The organism is Methanobacterium sp. BAmetb5, from assembly GCF_003491305.1.
Classification (GTDB): Archaea; Methanobacteriota; Methanobacteria; order Methanobacteriales; family Methanobacteriaceae; genus Methanobacterium.
Genome location: NZ_CP022706.1, coordinates 2,187,181 through 2,206,372, shown reverse-complemented (window position 1 = coordinate 2,206,372; position 19,192 = coordinate 2,187,181). Strand labels below are relative to the sequence as shown.

Below are 19,192 nucleotides of genomic sequence, written 5' to 3'. Positions count from 1 at the left end.
AAGGAGTAAATCAAACCACACCCCCAAATATGAACCATCCATTTAAGCTGGATAAAAGGAGGGGGAGAAGTTAGTGTCTGGGAAAGGAGATATACATCATTAAGGTCTATTTTAAAAATCTTCTAAAAATAGGAGGTAATTAAGTGAGGAATAATGTTTATGGTTATGCATACTTATCCAGGAGTGAGTCCAGTTCTTCTAAAATGGCCTGGTTATTATCATGTTTGAAGGTGAGATCTATGTTCTTACGGTATTCTTCCAAACGTGAGAGAAAGTTGGCAATATCCTCTTCCTCCAGATCCTGGTGGAACTCACCATAACCCAATCGGTCCATGTAAATCGCGTTTAAAATCTGTTCAAACTGTTTTTTAACCGGAACACTTAATACTGGTTTCCCCAGGTACAGTGACTCGCTGATAAGAGTGAATCCACCGTTGGCAATAACTGCCCGGGCCCGGGCCAGGTCCTGGAAAAACTCATCCTCATTGAAATTCTTAAACCGTAGATTTTCATCCCTACCCTCCTGGTGAAATCCATAGACAATGAATTCATCATCAAATTTCTTTAAAATATCCAGCAATTTCACATTGGAATCACTGGTCTGGTAAACCAGGACATGCTCCCCGTTGTATGGTTTGAGGTTTATGATAGCCTCACGCAGTACTGGAGGGAAATATTTACTTTTTTCAGGGTTTTTAAGGGGAGGATAGAAGTAACTGGTGATGAGGTAGAAGGTGGGCATTTGAATAAAGGATCGCACCACACCTTCGGCAGCTATTCTTTCCGTGCGAAACTTGCCCGGAACATCAAGTTCTGCCTGGGTAAGAACGTGCATGTTATCCAGACTGATAAGGGGAAGACGTAAAATTTTGGATAGTAAGTTAGAGTAGAACTCAAAATCAGAAATGATAACCTGGGGCTTTACTGCCTTGGCCACACTGTACATCAACCTTAAACTTTTTTTCAAATCACCGGGGAGGTCTTTCATCCCCTTAATGAATGTTTTAGTGTTCTGGACGGTGTTATCCTCATATACTGTGTTGAAACCACCTATCTCATAGACATTGTCAAAATGTTGGGACAGATAAGTGTAGGCACGGTCAGAGGCAAATATGTGAACTTCGTTCTTTTGGGTTAGATGATGGAGAAGTACCTTGGCCCGGATAGCATGACCCATACCTTCTCCGCATACTGAATAAATTATTCTCTTGGTATCGGGATGGCCGAAGGTGTAATCCAGATCTTCGGCGGTGATCTGCTTACCTCGGAACTGGTAGAATGTACTTTTAGCATATTTGAAGGCCACATTACGTAAACCTTCTTCCTGGAGACGTCGGGTTGAAACCAGGAGTTTTGGACTTCTTAAAACCTTAAATTGGCTGATGGCACCGATACGTTCAATGTAATCTGTGTCCTCCCCAAAGTCCAGGTCTTCGTCAAATCCTTCCACTTCCTGGTGGAATTTTTTAGTGGTTACTATACCGTAGCAACCTGCTCCGTGGGGTTTGATCTTTTCCACCTTTCTCATGAAGAAATTGGCAAAATCATGGGTTATTTTATTCAAAAAACTATCACTTAAAGGGGCTATTTGGGTGATGGCAATACCCAGTTCTCTTTCTTGAAATTCATCCACACACAACTCCAGGTAATCCCTGGTTAAAATCACATCAGAATCTAAAAAAAGGAAGTACTCTCCCTGGGCTATATCTGCACCACGATTGCGGCCCACTGCTGGGAGACCCCCCTCCACGATTTTACACCCGAACTCCTGAGCTATATCCCTGGTGCTATCTGTAGATCCTGCATCAGCTACTATGACCTCATAATCCCGGAAATCTTGTCTTTTTATACTTTCCAGGAGGTGAGGGAGGTAATTTTCCTCGTTAAAGGTGGGTATAATAATTGAAAGTTTCATTTTCCTCGTTATGCTATTTTTTTCTTTTATTTTTAATATTTTCGGACCCTAAAAGTAGGAAAAGAAATTCCAGGTCATGAAAAATCCCTGGGCACGGCCCTGGTAAGTCTTGAACAGACTTTCTAAAGTGTTTTTATCACTGACACTGGTGTCAGTACGTATCACTGTCCGGTTACTCTGTTGATCAATGCTTAACACATTATAACCACTAAGATCAACTGGTTCAAACTGGTTTACAACGGTTATCTCATGGTAAAAGCTGTTGTTCCCGGCAAGTTCCAGACCTAACCCTGAAATGGCCACCAGGAGAATGAGGGCCACCGGTAAAATCAGTTGGCGGAACTGGAAAGGTCTTTTTACAAAGTAGAGCATGAATAAAAGGCCCATGCCTATGAGTAGAGGTTGGCTGTATAATCCACCGTCTACCATTCCAATGAGGGCGAGAGTTAGGGCAAAGGCCAGTAATATCCGATAAATCACACTTCTATTGTTTAACGACAGAAGGCCAGTTATGTATGCCATGGGAAGGGTTATGAATATTAAGTAGGCCCAGGGGACCACTTCCGAGTACAGGCTACTTCCGGTGTGAACATGTTCCGGCACCAGACCCACAAAATTATCAGCCAGATGCCCGAAGACTGATTTAAACACGTGAGAGTGCATGGGGCTGGTGGTGGTGGAGGTGGGATTGGTGGAGACAAAAATGGTTAAAGGGGACACCCCGTACTTCAATCGAATGGAGACCTCAATTAAAAGGCCCACCAGGCAGGTTAAAAAGATGATGATTAGGGTCCACTTAAGGAACCGTTTACCATCCGGACTAAAATCATGGGCACGATTCTTTACTGGTGCTAAGAAACCCCTATTATTGATTAAAGAGTTTATAATAAGTAAACTGCCCATTAAAACCATTAAAAGTACTGCTTTGCCCTCGGATGAACCGGATAGAAGGGGCCAGGTGATCATCATTACCAGCTGGTCCAGGGGAGATGTGGCATAGATTACCAAACCCAACAGTACTAATATGATTCCAGCTAACCCTGTCCTGTCTATTTTCACTATTATCACCATGAAAAATAATATTTTTGAGTTTAAACCTGTTTTAAGCTTAAATTTTACGTTTGGGGGATAATTAAACTCGGTGTTAACTAACTTCCAGCATTCGTTCCACGGCAATTCTGGCTTTGGCAGCAATTTCTGGTGGTACTTTAACCTGGAATTTCTCTTCCTGGAGTGATTCCTTAACTTTTTGCAGATTGTGTAGTTTCATGTTTTCACAGATAGCTTCATCCAGTAGGGGGTAGATGGTTTTATCCGGGTTTTCCCGGCGGAGTCGGGTCACCATGTCCACTTCCGTACCAATGAGGAAATTTTTACGGTCAGAGCTAGCCACGTGGCGCATCATTCCCCCGGTACTTAGTATGTGATCAGCTATTTCCTGTACTTCGGCATCACACTCGGGATGTACCAGTACCTCTGCATCGGGATAGTTTTCCCTGGAGAAGGTAACATCCCCTATGTTAAACATCTTATGAACGTAACAGTAGCCCTCTTCAGGAATGGGGATTATTTCTTTATCTGTCCTTTTTTGTACATAGCTGGCCAGGTTCATATCCGGGCCAAAGAGTATCTGATCCGCATCTAAACTTTCCACCACCTGAACTGCATTGGCGGAGGTACATAATATATCTGCTTCGGCCTTTGCTTCTGCCAGGGTATTCACGTACAGCACCACCTGTGCCTGAGGATATTTGTTTTTGTACTTTTTAACCTCTTCTGCAGGGAGCATGTGTGCCATGGGACATTCTGCCTGGGGGTCAGGTATTAATATCTTTTTTTCTGGGTTTAAAATGGCTGCAGTTTCAGCCATAAAGTCCACGCCACAGAAGACCACCAGATCCGCGTCTTCTATCTGGGAGGCAGTGATGCACAGTTCCAGAGAATCCCCCAAAAAATCTGCTATCTCCTGTATTGGTGCGGTTTGATAATTATGAGCCAGTATTACGGCATTTTTCTCTTCTTTAAGTTTAAGAATTTCTTCTTGCTCTTTATTCAACCTAAACTCTCCTTTAAATCAGGTTAATGGATGAAAGCCCTTTTGAGTGATTAAATTTATAAAAAAGATGATTAAATAAATGGGCATTTATGATATATATCAGGATGTTTTATAATTTCCCCTAAAAAAACTTTTCCCTTCCATTTGAATAACCCTGAAAACAATCATCCTGGAATTTAACATCTTTAAAATAAGAATAATTGATTTTCATCAATTAAAAACCTATTTTTTAGATTAATCTACCTCTGCACCCTCCAGGGCACATTGGCAGGGGCAATTTCTCCCCTCAGGGATGTTCACAATGGAGTGGTAAATGAGTTGGGTGAGTGATTTCTTCTTCTCCTCCAGCATCTCAAATACTTCATCTATGGTGATTTTATCCGGGGAAACCGATGCCGCATAATTAGATACCATACAGATGGATGCGTAGCACATTTCAAGCTCCCGGGCCAGTATCACCTCGGGAAGACCAGTCATACCCACCACTGTTCCCCCTATCTGGCGGAACATCTTGATTTCTGCCGGGGTTTCAAAACGAGGTCCCTCAGTACATACATAGACTCCCCCGGGGACCAGTTTTCCATCCACACTCCGAGCAGCCCTTTTTATGGTTTCAGCCAGCTCCGGACAGTAGGGCTGGGTAACATCCACGTGTACCACCTGATCATCGTAAAAGGTGAACGGTCTTTTCCTGGTGAAATCGAGAAAATCATCAGGTAGTAGAAAGTCACCGGGCTTGATGGATTCATCAAGTGATCCCACCGCGTTGGTGGCAATGATGCGGTCCACACCCAGCATCTTCAGGGCGTATACATTGGCCCGGTAATTGATCATGTGGGGGGGATTATCATGACCCTCACGGTGTCGGGGGATAAAGGCCACCTCCTGATCATCAAAGGTTAAAATAGATACCGGGGGAGATTCACCAAAGGGTGTGTTTAAAACCTTTTTTTCCTTCAAATCTCCCAGTTCAACTATCTGGTACACTCCGGTACCACCAATTATTCCTATCATTCCCTATTCTCCCTGTATAAAAAGAAATTATCCCTTGGCCACTCCAATAGGCACCATTCTTCCCACCAACTTGGAAATACCAGCCCGGTGGGCGGTTTGAACTACCTGATCCACGTCTTTGTAGGCTCCGGGTGCTTCTTCTGCCACCACCGGCATGGAGTTGGCCTTCACGTAGATTCCTCTTCCTTCCAGGATTTTAAGGATATCTTCGCCACGATAGTTGCGTTTGGCACCGGCACGGCTCATTTGGCGTCCGGCACCGTGGGCTGTGGAACCGAAGGTTTCTTCCATTGCAGTCTGGGTACCATGCAGGACGTAGGAAGAGGTTCCCATGGTTCCGGGAATGAACACTGGCTGACCAATTTTCTGGTAATCTGCCGGTAATTCCTTCCTTCCCGGTCCAAATGCCCGGGTTGCTCCTTTCCGGTGGACATATAGCTGGGTTTCCCGTCCTTTGATGTTGTGCATTTCCTTTTTGGCAATGTTATGGGCTACATCGTAAACAATTCCCAGGCCCATGTCCTCGGCATCGCGATGGAAGACTTGTTCAAAGGATTCCCGGACCCAGTGCACGATCATCTGTCGGTTGGTCCAGGCGTAGTTAGCAGCGGCAGCCATTGCCGCGAAATAATCTTGAGCTTCTTCAGATTCTACTGGGGCACAGGCTAACTGCCGGTCTGGGAGGTCAATCTTGTATCGCTTGGCAGCTTTGTCCATGGTTCGCAGGTAATCACTGCATACCTGATGTCCACATCCCCGGCTTCCAGAATGGATCAGGACGGTTACCTGTCCTTTTTCCAGCCCGAAAGTCCGGGCTGCATCCTCATCAAATATTTCGTCTACCTTCTGGACTTCCAGGAAATGGTTACCCGAACCCAGGCTGCCCAACTGAGGTATACCCCTTTTTTTGGCTTTTTCACTGACCTTGGTTGAATCGGCATCATCCATACAACCATTTTCTTCCAAATACTCCAGGTCCTTGTCCCAGCCGTAACCATTTTCCACAGCCCATTGGGCCCCGTTATCCAGAACATCATCAATTTCACCTTCTTTAAGGCGTATTTTGCCTTTACTACCTACACCTGAAGGTATGTTTCGGAACATTACGTCGATGAGTTCTTTGATCTTGGGTTGGACATCTTCCAGGGTGAGATTGGTGCGGAGGAGTCTTACTCCACAGTTTATATCAAAACCAACACCTCCAGGACTTATAACTCCTGTACGGCTGCTGAATGCCCCCACTCCACCTATACTGAATCCATAGCCAAAGTGGATATCGGGGAGTCCTATGGAGAATTTTTGTATCCCGGGTAAGCTGGCTACGTTGGCCACCTGATCCACTGCTCCCTGTTCCAGGGATTTTACAGCCTCATCATCAAGATAAATTCGACCAGGCACCCTCATTTCCTTTTTATAATCTCCGGGAACTTCCCAGACACAATCGCGTACCTTTTTTAGTGTTTCTTCCATGACCATAATAATTCAGTCTCCTATTTTAGTCAATAGCTTAATATTAAGGTTATTCTATCCTACTCCTCTATTGAAAAGATAGATTAAAATTTAATATTTTGGTAAAGATAAAAACTTGGTAGTTAGATATGATATTGGTTCTATCTATTATACCAAGATTTCTATTTTATAAAATTTTTATACCAAGAGTCTATTACTAAAAAAATCTAAAAAGCATGACCCTCGGGTTGAGGTGGATTAGTTGAAAATAAATAATTACCTTTCTATATATAGAATTACCTTTCCTAATACCCAGAATAATTTCCTAATACCGAAAAAAATAGTTTATTCATATAATACTGTTGCTTATATAACTGGAGGGATTTGCCCTATGGAATCGGAGATGGATGAAGGAATAAGTGAAAAAGATGTTATGGGCTTGATGCATGTTTTCACCCGTGTCCCGCCCCTGGTGTTGAAGATGGTGGTAAAGGGGAATAAAAACGTGGTTAGATCATTCGAAGAACAGGTAAGGGATCATTACCAGCAGTTAACCGAAGATGAAAGGGTTAAAGTGGAAAAAGTGTTAGAAATGCCTGTATTTGAACTTCAACGAATACTCCAGAATGTTTATCTGGAAACACACCAGAAACAGCTTAAAATCCTTGCCGACCCCAGTGCAGAGCCCTTCATTACCCTGAATCTCCAGGAACTTAGAAAGGTGTTGAACTCCCCCCAATCTTTAGACCGAAGTTAGTAAGATATCTAAATGATCAGTAAAATACCCAAATGGTTAGTAAGGTGTACCTAATTGATTAGTAAGGTGTCTAAATGAGATATGATCTGCACATTCATTCCAAATACTCATTAGATGGATTAATAGAACCTGAAATCATTGCTAAAACCGCGAAAAATCAGGGATTATCCGGGATAGCCGTAACTGATCACCATACCATTAGGGGAGGTTTGGAAACTAAAAAATTTGCCCCGGAAGATCTGGAGGTCATAGTAGGTTCGGAGATAGGGACAGAACGCGGTGAGGTTATAGGTCTTTTCCTGTCGGAAGAAATTGTTTCACATCGATTGGTGGAGGTTGTGGATGAAATAAGAGAACAGGGCGGACTGGTAGTTCTCCCCCACCCTTTTGACCAGCTGAGGGGAGGTGGAATCCAACCAGCCAAGGAGGATGCTAAACTGGCCGACTGTATTGAAACTTTTAACTCCCGTTGTTTGCGTGATTCATACAATGAAAAAGCCAGGATTTATGCCGAAAAGCATTCTTTGCATGGTTCTGCTGGAAGCGATGCTCATTTTGCTCGTGAAATTGGCAATGCCAGTGTGGATATCTCCTCCGGTAACCTGCGAAAGGACCTTCTGAAGGGAAATTTCACGATTTTCGGCAGGAAATCTGCCTTGATTAATCTGGGGCTGACTGAAATAGTGAAAACATGGCGGAAAACCGTACCCCGATGAATTAAATAAAATAGAATTAAATCATGTTAGGGGCACTTTATGTGTCGAGAATAACCTGTAAAGTGCAGCCAGATTCATCTTCAGTGATCTCCATTAAATGGAAGGTGACTGCTTTAACCTCATCCCTCACCTCGTGTGTTTCCTGGTGGAATTCTTCTCCCCACACTTCGCCCTGTAATCGGAAGGATTCTGGTCCCTCCTGGTTTATGCTGACCAAGAACTTGGAGAAAACCAGTCCCTCATAGTCATGTAAAAATAGCAATTCACTGAGCCAGTCATAAAGGAGGGCCTTTTTATCCTCGGATTCCACCATAATTTCTCTTTTGATGGTGGGCTTTATCTGGGAGGTGTCAGTCATTACCTCGAACATGGCTAGGGCCGAGTTCTGGAAGGTTTCGGCCAGATCCAGGCCATGGGCCCGGAATCCCACATCGGCAGTTACATCAAAAAATTCAAACTTTTCTAGGGTTTTATCCTCTTCTTTATGATTATCCACTGATCTAACTCCTTTTAAAAAAATTTAAAAAAAATGACCCTCTCAGGCCACTTCCCGGGGGAACTCTTCCCTCACTTTCTTAGGTTCCAGTCCCCGGCCCAGTTTCTGGGCTATTTGCTGGTAGTACTCCTTGGTTTTAGGGGTGGTAGAGGGGTTAATTTTCTTCAAGGCCTCTTTGAAATGGCGATAAGACACTTTCTGAATATTCATATCTTCATGGAGTGCAATCATACCGGCCTTACGACAAAGAACTTCAATATCTGCCCCGGAATAACCTTCTGTCTTTTTGGCCAGTTCTTTAAGTTTAACATCTTCATCCAGTGACATGTGGCCGGTGTGAACCTTTAATATTTCTTTTCTAGCGTTTTCATCCGGGGGTGGTACCAGTACCACTTCATCGAACCTCCCGGGACGCAGGAGGGCCGGGTCCATGAGGTCCGGTCGGTTGGTGGCTCCAATTACCACCACTCCCCGGAGTTCCTCCAGGCCATCCATCTCCGAGAGGATGGTGTTGACCATACGTTCGGTGACTCGGGGTTCACCGGCAGCAGATCCCCTTATTGGAGCTATAGCATCAATTTCGTCAAAGAACACAATACAAGGTGAGGCTTGTTTGGCTTTTTTGAATATTTCCGCGATTTTCCGTTCAGATTCCCCGAACCACTTGCTCAGAATTTCTGACCCCTTAACTGAGATGAAGTTGGCCTTGGATTCTGTGGCCACGGCCTTGGTGAGCAATGTTTTCCCGGTTCCAGGGGGTCCGAAGAGGAGGATGCCCTTGGAGGGTTGTATTCCAATGCGATGGAAAGAAGAGATATTACTCAGAGGCCATTCCACCACTTCCTTTAAGCTTTCCTTGAGTTCATCCAGCCCCCCTATATCTTCCCAGTGGACGTTGGGTACTTCAATGAACACTTCCCTCAGTGCAGAGGGGTTGATGGATTTCATGGAATCCATAAAATCGTTGCTGGTAACGAAAAGTTTTTCCAGAATCTCCGGATCAATACGCTGCTCCTGCAAATCTATATCTGGTAAAACTCTCCTTAAAGCATTCATAGCTGCTTCTCGGCAGAGTGCTGCCAGGTCCGCTCCTACAAATCCATGGGTGGTTTCGGCCAGTTCGTTGATGTCCACATCATCAGATAGGGGCATAGCACGAGTGTGTATTTCCAGTATTTCAATCCTACCGTCTCGGTCGGGTACGCGTAGTTCTATTTCCCGGTCGAATCGTCCGGGTCTGCGGAGGGCAGGGTCCAGGGCATCGGGCCGGTTGGTGGCTCCAATGACAATTACCTTTCCCCTCTCTTTCAACCCATCCATCAGGGCCAGTATTTGGGCCACCACTCTTCTTTCAACTTCACCGGTGACTTCCTCTCTCTTGGGGGCAATGGCGTCAATTTCATCTATGAATATCACTGTGGGGGCATTTTCAGCTGCTTCCTCGAATATTTCACGGATCTTCTTTTCTGCTTCTCCCACAAATTTGCTCATGACTTCCGGCCCGTTGATGGCCACGAAGTTGGATCCACTTTCACTGGCCACTGCCTTGGCCAGGAGGGTTTTTCCGGTACCGGGTGCACCATGGAGGAGTATTCCCTTGGGAGGGTCTATTCCCAGACGGTCGAATATTTCCGGATGGCGTAGAGGGAGTTCGATCATTTCCCGGACCTTGGACATTTCCCTTTTAAGTCCACCCACATCATCATAGGTAACATCCGGGACCTTTTTCTCCATGACCTCCACTGCCTCGGGTCGGACTTCCACCACGGTGCTGTCGTTGATACGGACTAGTCCTGCCGGGCTGGTTGAAACCACGGTGAACTTTATTTCACCCAGTGAGAAGGGTGTGGTGGCTTCGAAGAATTCCCGGAATATATCTTCAGAACCAGGGAATTCCCTCAGGGTTTCTTTGGTTCTGCGTGGAGAAACCAAGGCCAGAACATCTCCCCTGGTTACTGCTCGGCCCATGAGGTTTCGTTTGATGATGTCTCCCGAGGCCATGATGCGCATGCCCTTGGCTGCCGGGGCAATGACCACCTTACTGGCCATTCGGGGTTGTGTTTTGCGGATGGTGATCATCTCGCCAATGGAGGTCCCGGCATTGGAACGGGTTAATCCATCCATGCGTATTATTTCCAGTCCCACATCAGCAGGATAAGAATTCCCGGCAATGGCACCGATGGTTCGTTTACCAATTATTTCCACAATGTCACCGGGAGCTGCACCAATTTTATTCATTAACTCATGATCTATCCGTACCATTCCCTTGCCTACATCCTGCTGTAGCGCTTCAGCAACTCTCAGTTCTATTTCACCACTATCCGGCAATTTAATACCTCCAAATAGTTAAAACAATCTGCAAATTAATTTATTCAACTGTGGTTGTGTGTTTCTTACTTTCTGTGGGTTTATCTATGGGTGAGATGATTTAAATTTTTTATTGATCCTAAAAATCCCCTGAACTGGATAATTTACCAGTTTATTCTTCATTTTTAGTTCATTTATTTTTTAGAAAGAAACTGGGATGAATCTCATCCCACTGTCTTCAGGACCCGGGGGATTACTTTTCAGATGCTCTCTATCTCTTCCCTTAAATACGTTATGAGCCTCATTCCTTAATAAAGGAGGCATAACATGCAAAAAAGTTACAGAAGTAATTCAATTCCAGATTTAAGAAGAAAAACTCAGTACAGGGATGAAATAGATTTACGGTACCTGGGTATGCGCTACTTTGTTCCTATGATAATTATGATAACCGTGGTTATGATCAGCGTGATGATGGTGGCCGCAACCCCCAACTCCAATTTCCCCGCAGGTATTTAATTTCAATTTAATTCATTTTGAAAAAATGAAAAAAAAGAGTAGTAGGTTTAAACGATATTTATTTCTGGAGATGTATCTGGTTCTGGTTCCGGAGGTGTCTCTGGTTCAGGAGTTGGTTCTGAAGGAGTCTGTGTGTTACCCGTGTTAGTATTAGTGTTAGATGTTGATCCGCTGTTAGATGATCGGCTACTAGTCACTTGGGTGGAAGTTTGAGTGGAATCATCATCCGCGTCTGAGTCATCACTAGCTACAGTATTATTAGTAACAGTGGCATTAGATTCATCAGTACCATTATAAGCAACCGAGTTTACCTGGGAATCAGATTGTGAACCTAAAACTGGGATTCCATACAGCCCAATGCATAAAATCAGTATGACTGGTACCAAACCACCCATCAATTTATAATCTTTGTTCATAATAACACATCTTATTGTATGTTTTTTTAGTGTATATAATCTTTGGCCATAAATTACCTCTTATATTCATTGATTAGTCCATATTCAAATATATTTACCAGAGTACCATTCATTATTAATTACTCCAACCTTCCCATAATCAAACTCCCCGGAAATATTAAAGCATAATTATTATAAATTCTAAATTTAAATGAAATTAAAAAGGTTTATTAAAGCCAGAACTCTATGAATAACGGAGGATCATAATGAAAGGGATATCATCTAAAGATTTAATGTTACTTTTTATAATATCAATTATCACTACCATATTTGCATCAACCCAGCCCATTGATAACTTTATAGTAAATATTCTTGTATTTATGGTCATCTTTGTATCCTCAGGATATTCATTGATATCAGTACTTTACCCGGAAGAAAATTACTCAGGGCTTCTTAAAAAACCACTACTGCTCATGGAGCTGTGTGTATTTCTAACCATTTTAATTAGCGTAATACTTAAATATTCTTCTTTAGGACTTCAACTTAGAGATCTAATCTTGATTTTATCGTTAATTACCATAGTACTTTCCATTACAGCCTATATACTTAGAATTAATCATTTTAAAGGTGAACCTGAAGAAACTTCTGAAAAATTCATCCCCACCTACTCCAAGGGGGCCTTGTCCAAAAATTTGATAACCTTAATCCTGCTAAGCGTACTGATGATCGTTACGGTTATAGTTCCCCCCATAAACAAAACACCCCTTTGGATGGTTCCCGGCAGCCTGTTCGTATGTTTCATACCAGGATATCTGTTACTGGCTGTTACCTTCCCTAAAAATTATGATCTGGAACTGGTCGAACGTTTTGCACTGGGTTGTGGAGCTAGTTTAATCCTGACTTCCCTTATTGGTTTGGCCTTTAATTATACTGCTTGGAGTATACGTTTAGAACTAATACTCATCGTTCTTGCTGTTTTCAGCCTTATATTCTGCCTTATAACATTCCTCAGAACGAAAAAAATACCCCTGGAAAGAAGGCTGCATATTCCAAAACTGGAACGGATACTGAGAGTATTCCTGATCATCTGCATTATCCTAACATTATGTACTGCGGCCTACACTATTATTCAACCGGGTCAGCTGCCAAGTGGAGATGATAAAACTAATTCCACCGATTTTTACATTAAAGGGCTGAATGCTAATACTCTCAATCTCACTTCTGGAACAAAAACCAACCTAACCATGGTTGTGGTGAACCGGGAAGGATCCACTGTGAATTATCGTTTACTAATTCAAGTAAACAGTACTATCTTAAAACAGGATAACATTACCTTACAAAACAATGAAAAAATGGAAATCCCATTTAATTTCACTGCGGGAACATCAGGGGAGAGGAAGATGGAATTCCTTCTTTATAAACTTCCTGACAATAATCCTTACAAAACACGAGATTTATGGATGAGAATAACCTAATTTCCTCTATTTTCACTACCAAAGGAGACAATTCAATTAAAAAATTATAGTTAGGGGCGCTATGCAGATGAATAAAAAAGTAGTAATATTGTTATTGATGGGAATAATCCTCTTGGCAGCTAGCTTGTCTTACCTTCTGTTTATTCCCCAGACCAATTCCTCCAGTGAAAGAATTAACATATTGTTTTTAGGTGCCGATGCCCGGACACCCCAGACCCAGGGGTATACAGATTCCATTAACATTTTATCCATAGACAAAAACACCAAGGAAGTTTCTATTCTTTCCATACCACGCGATACAAAAGTGCAGATTGCTGGAAAGGGTGTGGATAAGATTAACAGTGCATATGCCTATGGAGATATAAATACCACTAAAGAAACTGTGGAGAACTTTTTGAAGGTTAGAATTGATTACTATGTGCTGGTGGACTTCACTGATTTTAAAGAAATGGTGGATAGCCTGGGTGGGATAACCATGAATGTAGAACCTCATATCTCCGCAGTGAGACCGGAACTTCATGGTAAAACTGGGGTGAGTAAATTAACCGGTGATGAAGCTTTGATCTATGTTCGCTTCAGGCAAGACTCCGAATCCGAGGGTGGGCGGATGAAAAGACACAGGGAAGCAATAACCGCTATTATCAATGAAGCTTTAAATCCCTCCAACATTCTTCAAGCCCCTACTGTTTTGAACCAGTTAAGGAAAAATGTGAAAACAGATATACCACCACTAGAGACAACAGTAATTGAAAAATTAATCACTGGGTTTAATATAGACAATGCTAAAACCGGGGTGGTTACTGGAGAATATACTCATATAAATGGGATAAACTATATGATCCCCGACATAAATAAAACAGAAAAAACAATCATCGATCTGGGATTGAGGAATTAGGATTATGAGAATGAATTCACCTATTCAATAGGCATTCTCATCCCTAAATAGGTTTATAAGGGTTTTGAAGAATATTTTCACATCAAGGGTGGTTGTCCAGTTTTCCACATAGTAAATGTCATGTTCTATTCTCTTCTTAATGGAAGTGTTCCCCCGGTAACCATTGACCTGGGCCCAACCAGTCATCCCCGGACGAACATGATGTTTAACCATGTATTTGGGAATTTCTTCCTTGAATTTTTCCGCAAAATGTGGGCGCTCGGGTCTAGGCCCTATTAAACTCATTTCTCCCTTTAATATATTGAAAAACTGAGGTAATTCATCTATACTGGTTCTCCGGATAAACGAACCAAACCCGGTTTTACGGGGATCATCCTCAGTGGTCCAGTGAAATTTTTCTTTCTCTTCATCCTGAACTTTCATGCTGCGAAACTTGTACATTTGGAAACTTTTCTTGTCAAGTCCCAGTCTTTCCTGTTGGAATATCACTGGCCCGGAAGAGCTTAATTTAACCAGAAAGGCCACTAAAATCAGTAGAGGAGATAAGATTACAATGGCCGGGAGTACTAATATTAGGTCAAAACACCGTTTTAGGAACCTATTGAATGAATTATCCAGGGGTATGTGCCTAATCTGGATCAAAGGAATGCCTTCGATGACATCCAGGTATGGTTTGGTGGGCATGTAACTGTAATAGGAGGGTATGATCTCAGCACGCACTCCACACTTTTCACAGGTTTCCACCACCCACTCCAGGAGATTGTAGTTGTCATGAGAAAGGGTTATAACCGCCCGGTCCACCAAGTTGTTAGACAGTACATCTTCCAGATCTTCAACTGTACCTAAAATCTTAAAACCATTAAGAAAATCAGCCCGGGAATGGTTCTCATCTAGGAATCCCATGATATCATATCCCAAGTATTCATTCTGGATGATTACCTCGGAAAATTTCCTGGCCAGTTCCCCAGTTCCAATGACCAGAATGTATTTGATGTTATACCGTCTGCTACGCAGATACTGCAATAGCTTCCTTATTATGAATCTTTCAGTGATGGATAGAACTGTGCTGAATATACCAAACATGGCCAGCATGTACCGAGAATAGTCCGTGAATTCCAGTACAAACAGCATGGTTACAAGGAAAAACAGGCCCACAACGTTAGCCTGGAGGATCTTAAACGCTTCTGAAGTTATGGTCTTTTTAGTCCTTTGGGGTGTGTATAGACCCAGAAGATAGTAAATGAAAATATAGGATGGTAAAATCAGGAGAATAGGTAGTATGTAGTGGTAGAATCCCCCCACATTGCTGCCAAAACCCAGAAGATCAGTGGCAAAACGGATGTACCATGCCAGGACCAGAGCCAGGGTGATGACTGTAAAATCAATAATTACTAAGGCTATGTTGAAGATTCTTTGATTTTCTCTGATCATTTAATCACTCAAATTAAAGCGAACCCCATAAAGGGGGTTCATATAATATTCTTTAAACGATTCAATATAAGTTTTAAACCACAAAAACTCCCAATCCCCAAGTAAGTGATCCCGGTAATTATAAAAGAGTAATTATCCCGGTAATGTTTATGGTAGAATAAATACATGGAACGATAAAATTCGCGAATTAAACGTGGCTCTTCCTGGTTATTATTACTTCCCCCCTTGTAGTGGACAATTTCCGCATCACTGTAGTAGACTATTTTCCAACCACCCGATTTAATACGGTAACACCAGTCAATATCCTCACCGTACATGAAGAACTGTTCATCCAGGAGACCTACCTCCTGGATTGCTTCAGATCTGACCAGCATGAACGCCCCAACTAAACAATCCACCTCGTATGTTTGATTTTCATCCAGAAAAGTCAGGTTGTATTTACCGAAACGTTTACTTTTAGGGAAAAGTCGGGAAAGGCCTACCATCCGGTAAAATGATACACTGAAGGTGGGAAAACTTCTCCGACAGGCCTTATCCAATGAACCATCAGGCAGGACCACCTTACACCCTAAAGCTCCTATACTGGAATCTTCCTCCATGTGATTGATACATTTAGCAAGAGCATTATTAAGGATTACGGTATCTGAATTAAGTAATAAGACATATCTGGCATTGCTCTTCTTCAGGGCCAGGTTATTGGCATGGGCAAAACCACTATTTCTGTTGTTGGCAATGAACTTGATTAAACCGTTTTCCTGTTCTCGGGCAAAGTCTTTCTGCAGTCTTTCCAAGCTGTCATCAGGGGAAGCATTATCCACCAGAAATATTTCATACTTAAAGGGATGATCCTTGCTGATAATGGAATCTATTGTTTGTTTGGTAAGTTTGTAAGTTTGATAATTTACTATTATTATTGATAAATCCATTTTACCGCCTTTAAGTAACTTAAAAACCTATACAGTTTTTCATGGTTATAAAATATCAAATATTAAGGACACATTTACATTTAAAACATTTATTTAGGAAATATGGGGATAGTAATTTCTAAAATATGGTGAAATGTGAATTAAAGCTGTTATAAGAATATGTTGATGGTTCTAACTTTAATAAGTTACGTTGAAAAATGACTAAATTAATGAAGGGACTCCCCATGGACAGAAAAGGGAGATATTTTCTAAGGTTTAGGGGCTAAAAATGAGATTTTTCTCAAGTTAGGGGGGCTTAAAAGATCTGACTGAATATAGGAGGAATGGTGGTCCCCTTAAACGCTGTTTATTTCAAATAAGTTGTTGAGTGGAAAAACTTATAGTAAATAAGAATATATATCACTAGAGGCGAGGAGGATAACATGGACGTCAAATGTTCAAGGTGTGGGGAGGAATACCAGCTAAAACCTGATGAAAACCCCTCCGACTTTCAATGCAAATGTGGGGGAGAATTAATAATCAAACCAGATGAAGCCACAAATATTCCAGAACCATCAAACAATACCTCTGATGACCAGGAGACAAAAACTCCTAAGAGTATCTTCGATGACTGGAAAAAACAGTACATGATTGTTATAGCCGTGGTTTTTTTGGTTTTCATAATTATAGCTGTGGATAGTGCTGTTTTCTTTGGAGATCTGGTTGTAACCAATGTAACCGCTCCTTCAACAGCCGTGAACGGTCAGGAAATAATCATTCCCAACACCATTAAAAATAATGGTATTTTACCCACCGATGATTGCAATGTTACCTTCCAGTTCACTCCTGAGAAAAAGCCAGAGAACGTCATATTCCTGGGCAAAATACGGCTTAGTGAACTTTTCAGTGGTGATAATATAACCCAGAACACCACATTCACGGTACCTGCCAATATCACACCTGGCAAATACTACATTAGATTGGTAGTAGATTCCAATAAAGAAATATACGAATCCAATGAAAACAACAATGATATCTACAGTTCCACTCAAGTCAACATAATCTGATGAGTAACTCCCAATTATCTTTATATTTTCTTAATAAAATAGGAATTTAAGAGTGTTTCTGATTAATATCCACTGTATGCTAAGATAGTTTCTAAGATTTTTAGGGTTATATGCTACTTTGTCAATTTCTTTCCGTGAATTAAACCCCTCTTTTAGGCCAGCTAAGTAGATCTCACCGTACCCTTTCCTCCAGAAAAAGATGTATTTGATGAAATAGCCGGTGCAGAGGAAAACAATGTTCAACAACAGTTGCGGCCAGGGCATGTTCTTGTAGGGAACGTAGACATTGTTTCGGGCTGATAAACGGGTTTTGAATTCATTGTACTTGCTACCACTGGTCTGGCTCCCCACATGGTAAACCACCGCTTCTGGACAGTACCGGCATTTATAACCATGAATCCGGGCCCGGTAACTGAGGTCCACGTCTTCTAGGTAGGCGAAGAAGTTCTCATCCAAGTATCCTATTTTATCCAGGATACTTCTACGGTAGAGGGATGCAGCAGCACAGGCACTGAAAATCTCCCTTTCTACAGTATACTTTTCCGGTGACTTCCCATAACCCACCCTCTTTGTCCAGCCCAGGATGGTATATTCATCCCCGGCATCATCCATTTTAGTCCGGTCGTGGTACTGGATCATCTTCGAGGAAACTGCATAGATGTTTTCATCGGTTTTGATGCACTTTAGAAGGTTAGAAATGGTTTCTGCTTCCAGGCACACATCGTTGTTCAGGAGAAAAATATATTCTGCATTGGAGGCTTTTATTCCCTGATTTACTGCTGCGGGGAAGCCAAGGTTCTCTGTGTTTTCAATTAGTTTGAATTCTGGATGGTTTTTCCGGATGTAATCTGCACTTCCATCCCGGGAAGCATTGTCGATTATTATGACTTCAAATTGGCAGTTTTGATTCTTTAAAGATTGAAAACACTCTCCTAAAAAATGTTTGCCGTTGTAGTTGGGGATTATGACTGTTAGATCCATAAAGCCACCATAATTGATGCATCCCTGTTGTTAAAAACAATTTTATCCATGGTTTTTCAATCTTTTAACTGGATAAATTTCTCATAAGCATTACAAACTTCATCAACAGGACCTTCAGCGATTAATTTCCCCTTATCCAGCCATATCGCCCTGTTACATATATTCCTTACTTGTTGAGTGGCATGAGATACAAAAAGAACCGTTGCATCCTCATCCAATAATGAATTCATTTTTTCACGGCTTTTTTGCTGGAATTTAGCATCTCCCACCGATAGGACTTCATCAACAATTAATATTTCCGGTTCAACCATAGTAGCTATGGAAAATGCCAGTCTGGCTTTCATCCCTGATGAGTAATTTTTCAGGGGGACATCGATGAATTCTTCTAACTCGGAAAACTCCACTATTTCGTCGAATTTTTCTTCTAAAAAAGGCCGGGTGTATCCTAATAGAGCTCCCTTGAGAAAAATATTCTCCCGACCAGTGTAATCTGGATCAAAACCAGCACCCATCTCCAATAAAGGCACCATACTTCCTTTTACCCAGATTTTACCTTCCGTTGGTTTCATTACCCTAGAAATAAGTTTTAAAAGTGTGCTTTTACCCGCACCATTTAATCCAATTATCCCGAATTTATCTCCCTTTTCAACTTCAAAAGAAACGTCATTTAAGGCCCAGAATGGTTGATATTGTAGTTCTCTTTTTAGGAACTTAATAACATATTCTTTAAGGTTGTCTGTTCTTTCCTTACTTAAGTTAAATTTCATCTTTACATTTTCAACCTTAATAACCGTGTTTTCCAATGTTTCACCTGTGT

The 19,192-nt window shown here is 42.0% G+C and carries 18 protein-coding genes; 6 read left to right on the top strand and 12 right to left on the bottom strand.

What is annotated here, in order from left to right; genetic code table 11:
- Positions 1-163: 163 nt before the first annotated feature.
- The 5 genes from CIT02_RS10970 to CIT02_RS10950 form a co-directional block, all read right to left on the bottom strand.
- Positions 164-1,915 carry an MJ1255/VC2487 family glycosyltransferase gene (locus tag CIT02_RS10970; RefSeq protein WP_292612433.1) on the bottom strand — a complete coding sequence of 584 codons (1,752 nt, stop codon included), beginning with the start codon at positions 1,913-1,915 and terminating at the stop codon, positions 164-166.
- Positions 1,916-1,963: 48 nt separating this feature from the next.
- The gene (locus CIT02_RS10965) at positions 1,964-2,974 is read right to left on the bottom strand and encodes a hypothetical protein (protein ID WP_292612431.1); all 1,011 of its coding nucleotides are present in this window, start codon (positions 2,972-2,974) and stop codon (positions 1,964-1,966) included.
- 85 nt (positions 2,975-3,059) lie between these two features.
- Positions 3,060-3,971, bottom strand: a complete 912-nt coding sequence (gene nadA, locus CIT02_RS10960) for a quinolinate synthase (protein ID WP_292612429.1) — start codon at positions 3,969-3,971, stop codon at positions 3,060-3,062.
- A gap of 234 nt (positions 3,972-4,205) precedes the next feature.
- Positions 4,206-4,985, bottom strand: coding sequence for an S-methyl-5'-thioadenosine phosphorylase (gene mtnP, locus CIT02_RS10955; protein WP_292612427.1), 780 nt, complete (start codon positions 4,983-4,985; stop codon positions 4,206-4,208).
- A gap of 27 nt (positions 4,986-5,012) precedes the next feature.
- Positions 5,013-6,461, bottom strand: coding sequence for an RtcB family protein (locus CIT02_RS10950; protein ID WP_292612425.1), 1,449 nt, complete (start codon positions 6,459-6,461; stop codon positions 5,013-5,015).
- 364 nt (positions 6,462-6,825) lie between these two features.
- On the opposite strand from CIT02_RS10950, the gene CIT02_RS10945 reads away from it, so the two are divergent.
- On the top strand, positions 6,826-7,191 hold the full coding sequence (locus CIT02_RS10945; protein WP_292612423.1) for a hypothetical protein: 366 nt from the start codon (positions 6,826-6,828) through the stop codon (positions 7,189-7,191).
- A 74-nt stretch (positions 7,192-7,265) separates the two neighbouring features.
- A complete protein-coding gene (locus CIT02_RS10940; protein ID WP_292612421.1) occupies positions 7,266-7,907 on the top strand; it encodes a PHP domain-containing protein in 642 nt (213 codons plus the stop codon).
- Between the two features lie 37 nt (positions 7,908-7,944).
- Here the strand turns inward: CIT02_RS10940 and CIT02_RS10935 are convergent, their stop codons facing one another.
- Both CIT02_RS10935 and CIT02_RS10930 read right to left on the bottom strand, forming a co-directional pair.
- On the bottom strand, positions 7,945-8,403 hold the full coding sequence (locus CIT02_RS10935) for an archease (RefSeq protein WP_292612419.1): 459 nt from the start codon (positions 8,401-8,403) through the stop codon (positions 7,945-7,947).
- Positions 8,404-8,445: 42 nt separating this feature from the next.
- On the bottom strand, positions 8,446-10,731 hold the full coding sequence (locus CIT02_RS10930; RefSeq protein WP_292612417.1) for a CDC48 family AAA ATPase: 2,286 nt from the start codon (positions 10,729-10,731) through the stop codon (positions 8,446-8,448).
- A 306-nt stretch (positions 10,732-11,037) separates the two neighbouring features.
- On the opposite strand from CIT02_RS10930, the gene CIT02_RS10925 reads away from it, so the two are divergent.
- Positions 11,038-11,226, top strand: coding sequence for a hypothetical protein (locus tag CIT02_RS10925; protein WP_292612415.1), 189 nt, complete (start codon positions 11,038-11,040; stop codon positions 11,224-11,226).
- Positions 11,227-11,273: 47 nt separating this feature from the next.
- Here the strand turns inward: CIT02_RS10925 and CIT02_RS10920 are convergent, their stop codons facing one another.
- Positions 11,274-11,642 (bottom strand): hypothetical protein, encoded by a 369-nt coding sequence (locus CIT02_RS10920; protein WP_292612413.1) that lies wholly within the window; start codon positions 11,640-11,642, stop codon positions 11,274-11,276.
- Between the two features lie 245 nt (positions 11,643-11,887).
- Between CIT02_RS10920 and CIT02_RS10915 the strand changes: the two genes are divergently transcribed.
- Both CIT02_RS10915 and CIT02_RS10910 read left to right on the top strand, forming a co-directional pair.
- On the top strand, positions 11,888-13,096 hold the full coding sequence (locus tag CIT02_RS10915) for a DUF1616 domain-containing protein (RefSeq protein ID WP_292612411.1): 1,209 nt from the start codon (positions 11,888-11,890) through the stop codon (positions 13,094-13,096).
- A gap of 67 nt (positions 13,097-13,163) precedes the next feature.
- Positions 13,164-13,991: an LCP family protein gene (locus CIT02_RS10910; protein ID WP_292612409.1), complete on the top strand. Its 828-nt coding sequence runs from the start codon at positions 13,164-13,166 to the stop codon at positions 13,989-13,991.
- A gap of 24 nt (positions 13,992-14,015) precedes the next feature.
- Here the strand turns inward: CIT02_RS10910 and CIT02_RS10905 are convergent, their stop codons facing one another.
- Both CIT02_RS10905 and CIT02_RS10900 read right to left on the bottom strand, forming a co-directional pair.
- Positions 14,016-15,422 carry an undecaprenyl-phosphate glucose phosphotransferase gene (locus CIT02_RS10905; protein ID WP_292612407.1) on the bottom strand — a complete coding sequence of 469 codons (1,407 nt, stop codon included), beginning with the start codon at positions 15,420-15,422 and terminating at the stop codon, positions 14,016-14,018.
- Between the two features lie 38 nt (positions 15,423-15,460).
- A complete protein-coding gene (locus tag CIT02_RS10900) occupies positions 15,461-16,348 on the bottom strand; it encodes a glycosyltransferase family 2 protein (RefSeq protein ID WP_292612405.1) in 888 nt (295 codons plus the stop codon).
- Positions 16,349-16,770: 422 nt separating this feature from the next.
- On the opposite strand from CIT02_RS10900, the gene CIT02_RS10895 reads away from it, so the two are divergent.
- A complete protein-coding gene (locus CIT02_RS10895) occupies positions 16,771-17,394 on the top strand; it encodes a CARDB domain-containing protein (RefSeq protein ID WP_292612403.1) in 624 nt (207 codons plus the stop codon).
- A 30-nt stretch (positions 17,395-17,424) separates the two neighbouring features.
- On the opposite strand, the gene CIT02_RS10890 is transcribed toward CIT02_RS10895, so the two are convergent.
- The gene (locus CIT02_RS10890) at positions 17,425-18,375 is read right to left on the bottom strand and encodes a glycosyltransferase family 2 protein (protein ID WP_292612401.1); all 951 of its coding nucleotides are present in this window, start codon (positions 18,373-18,375) and stop codon (positions 17,425-17,427) included.
- Positions 18,376-18,431: 56 nt separating this feature from the next.
- Positions 18,432-19,178 carry an ABC transporter ATP-binding protein gene (locus tag CIT02_RS10885; RefSeq protein WP_292612399.1) on the bottom strand — a complete coding sequence of 249 codons (747 nt, stop codon included), beginning with the start codon at positions 19,176-19,178 and terminating at the stop codon, positions 18,432-18,434.
- Positions 19,179-19,192: the final 14 nt, after the last annotated feature.

Bases quoted from the DNA above. Each gene is read 5' to 3' on its own strand.
- CIT02_RS10970 (WP_292612433.1), bottom strand. From the start codon at position 1,915: ATGAAACTTTCAATTATTATACCCACCTTTAACGAGGAAAATTACCTC.
- mtnP (WP_292612427.1), bottom strand. From the start codon at position 4,985: ATGATAGGAATAATTGGTGGTACCGGAGTGTACCAGATAGTTGAACTG.
- CIT02_RS10950 (WP_292612425.1), bottom strand. From the start codon at position 6,461: ATGGTCATGGAAGAAACACTAAAAAAGGTACGCGATTGTGTCTGGGAA.
- CIT02_RS10945 (WP_292612423.1), top strand. From the start codon at position 6,826: ATGGAATCGGAGATGGATGAAGGAATAAGTGAAAAAGATGTTATGGGC.
- CIT02_RS10940 (WP_292612421.1), top strand. From the start codon at position 7,266: ATGAGATATGATCTGCACATTCATTCCAAATACTCATTAGATGGATTA.
- CIT02_RS10925 (WP_292612415.1), top strand. From the start codon at position 11,038: ATGCAAAAAAGTTACAGAAGTAATTCAATTCCAGATTTAAGAAGAAAA.
- CIT02_RS10920 (WP_292612413.1), bottom strand. From the start codon at position 11,642: ATGAACAAAGATTATAAATTGATGGGTGGTTTGGTACCAGTCATACTG.
- CIT02_RS10915 (WP_292612411.1), top strand. From the start codon at position 11,888: ATGAAAGGGATATCATCTAAAGATTTAATGTTACTTTTTATAATATCA.
- CIT02_RS10910 (WP_292612409.1), top strand. From the start codon at position 13,164: ATGAATAAAAAAGTAGTAATATTGTTATTGATGGGAATAATCCTCTTG.
- CIT02_RS10905 (WP_292612407.1), bottom strand. From the start codon at position 15,422: ATGATCAGAGAAAATCAAAGAATCTTCAACATAGCCTTAGTAATTATT.
- CIT02_RS10900 (WP_292612405.1), bottom strand. From the start codon at position 16,348: ATGGATTTATCAATAATAATAGTAAATTATCAAACTTACAAACTTACC.
- CIT02_RS10895 (WP_292612403.1), top strand. From the start codon at position 16,771: ATGGACGTCAAATGTTCAAGGTGTGGGGAGGAATACCAGCTAAAACCT.
- CIT02_RS10890 (WP_292612401.1), bottom strand. From the start codon at position 18,375: ATGGATCTAACAGTCATAATCCCCAACTACAACGGCAAACATTTTTTA.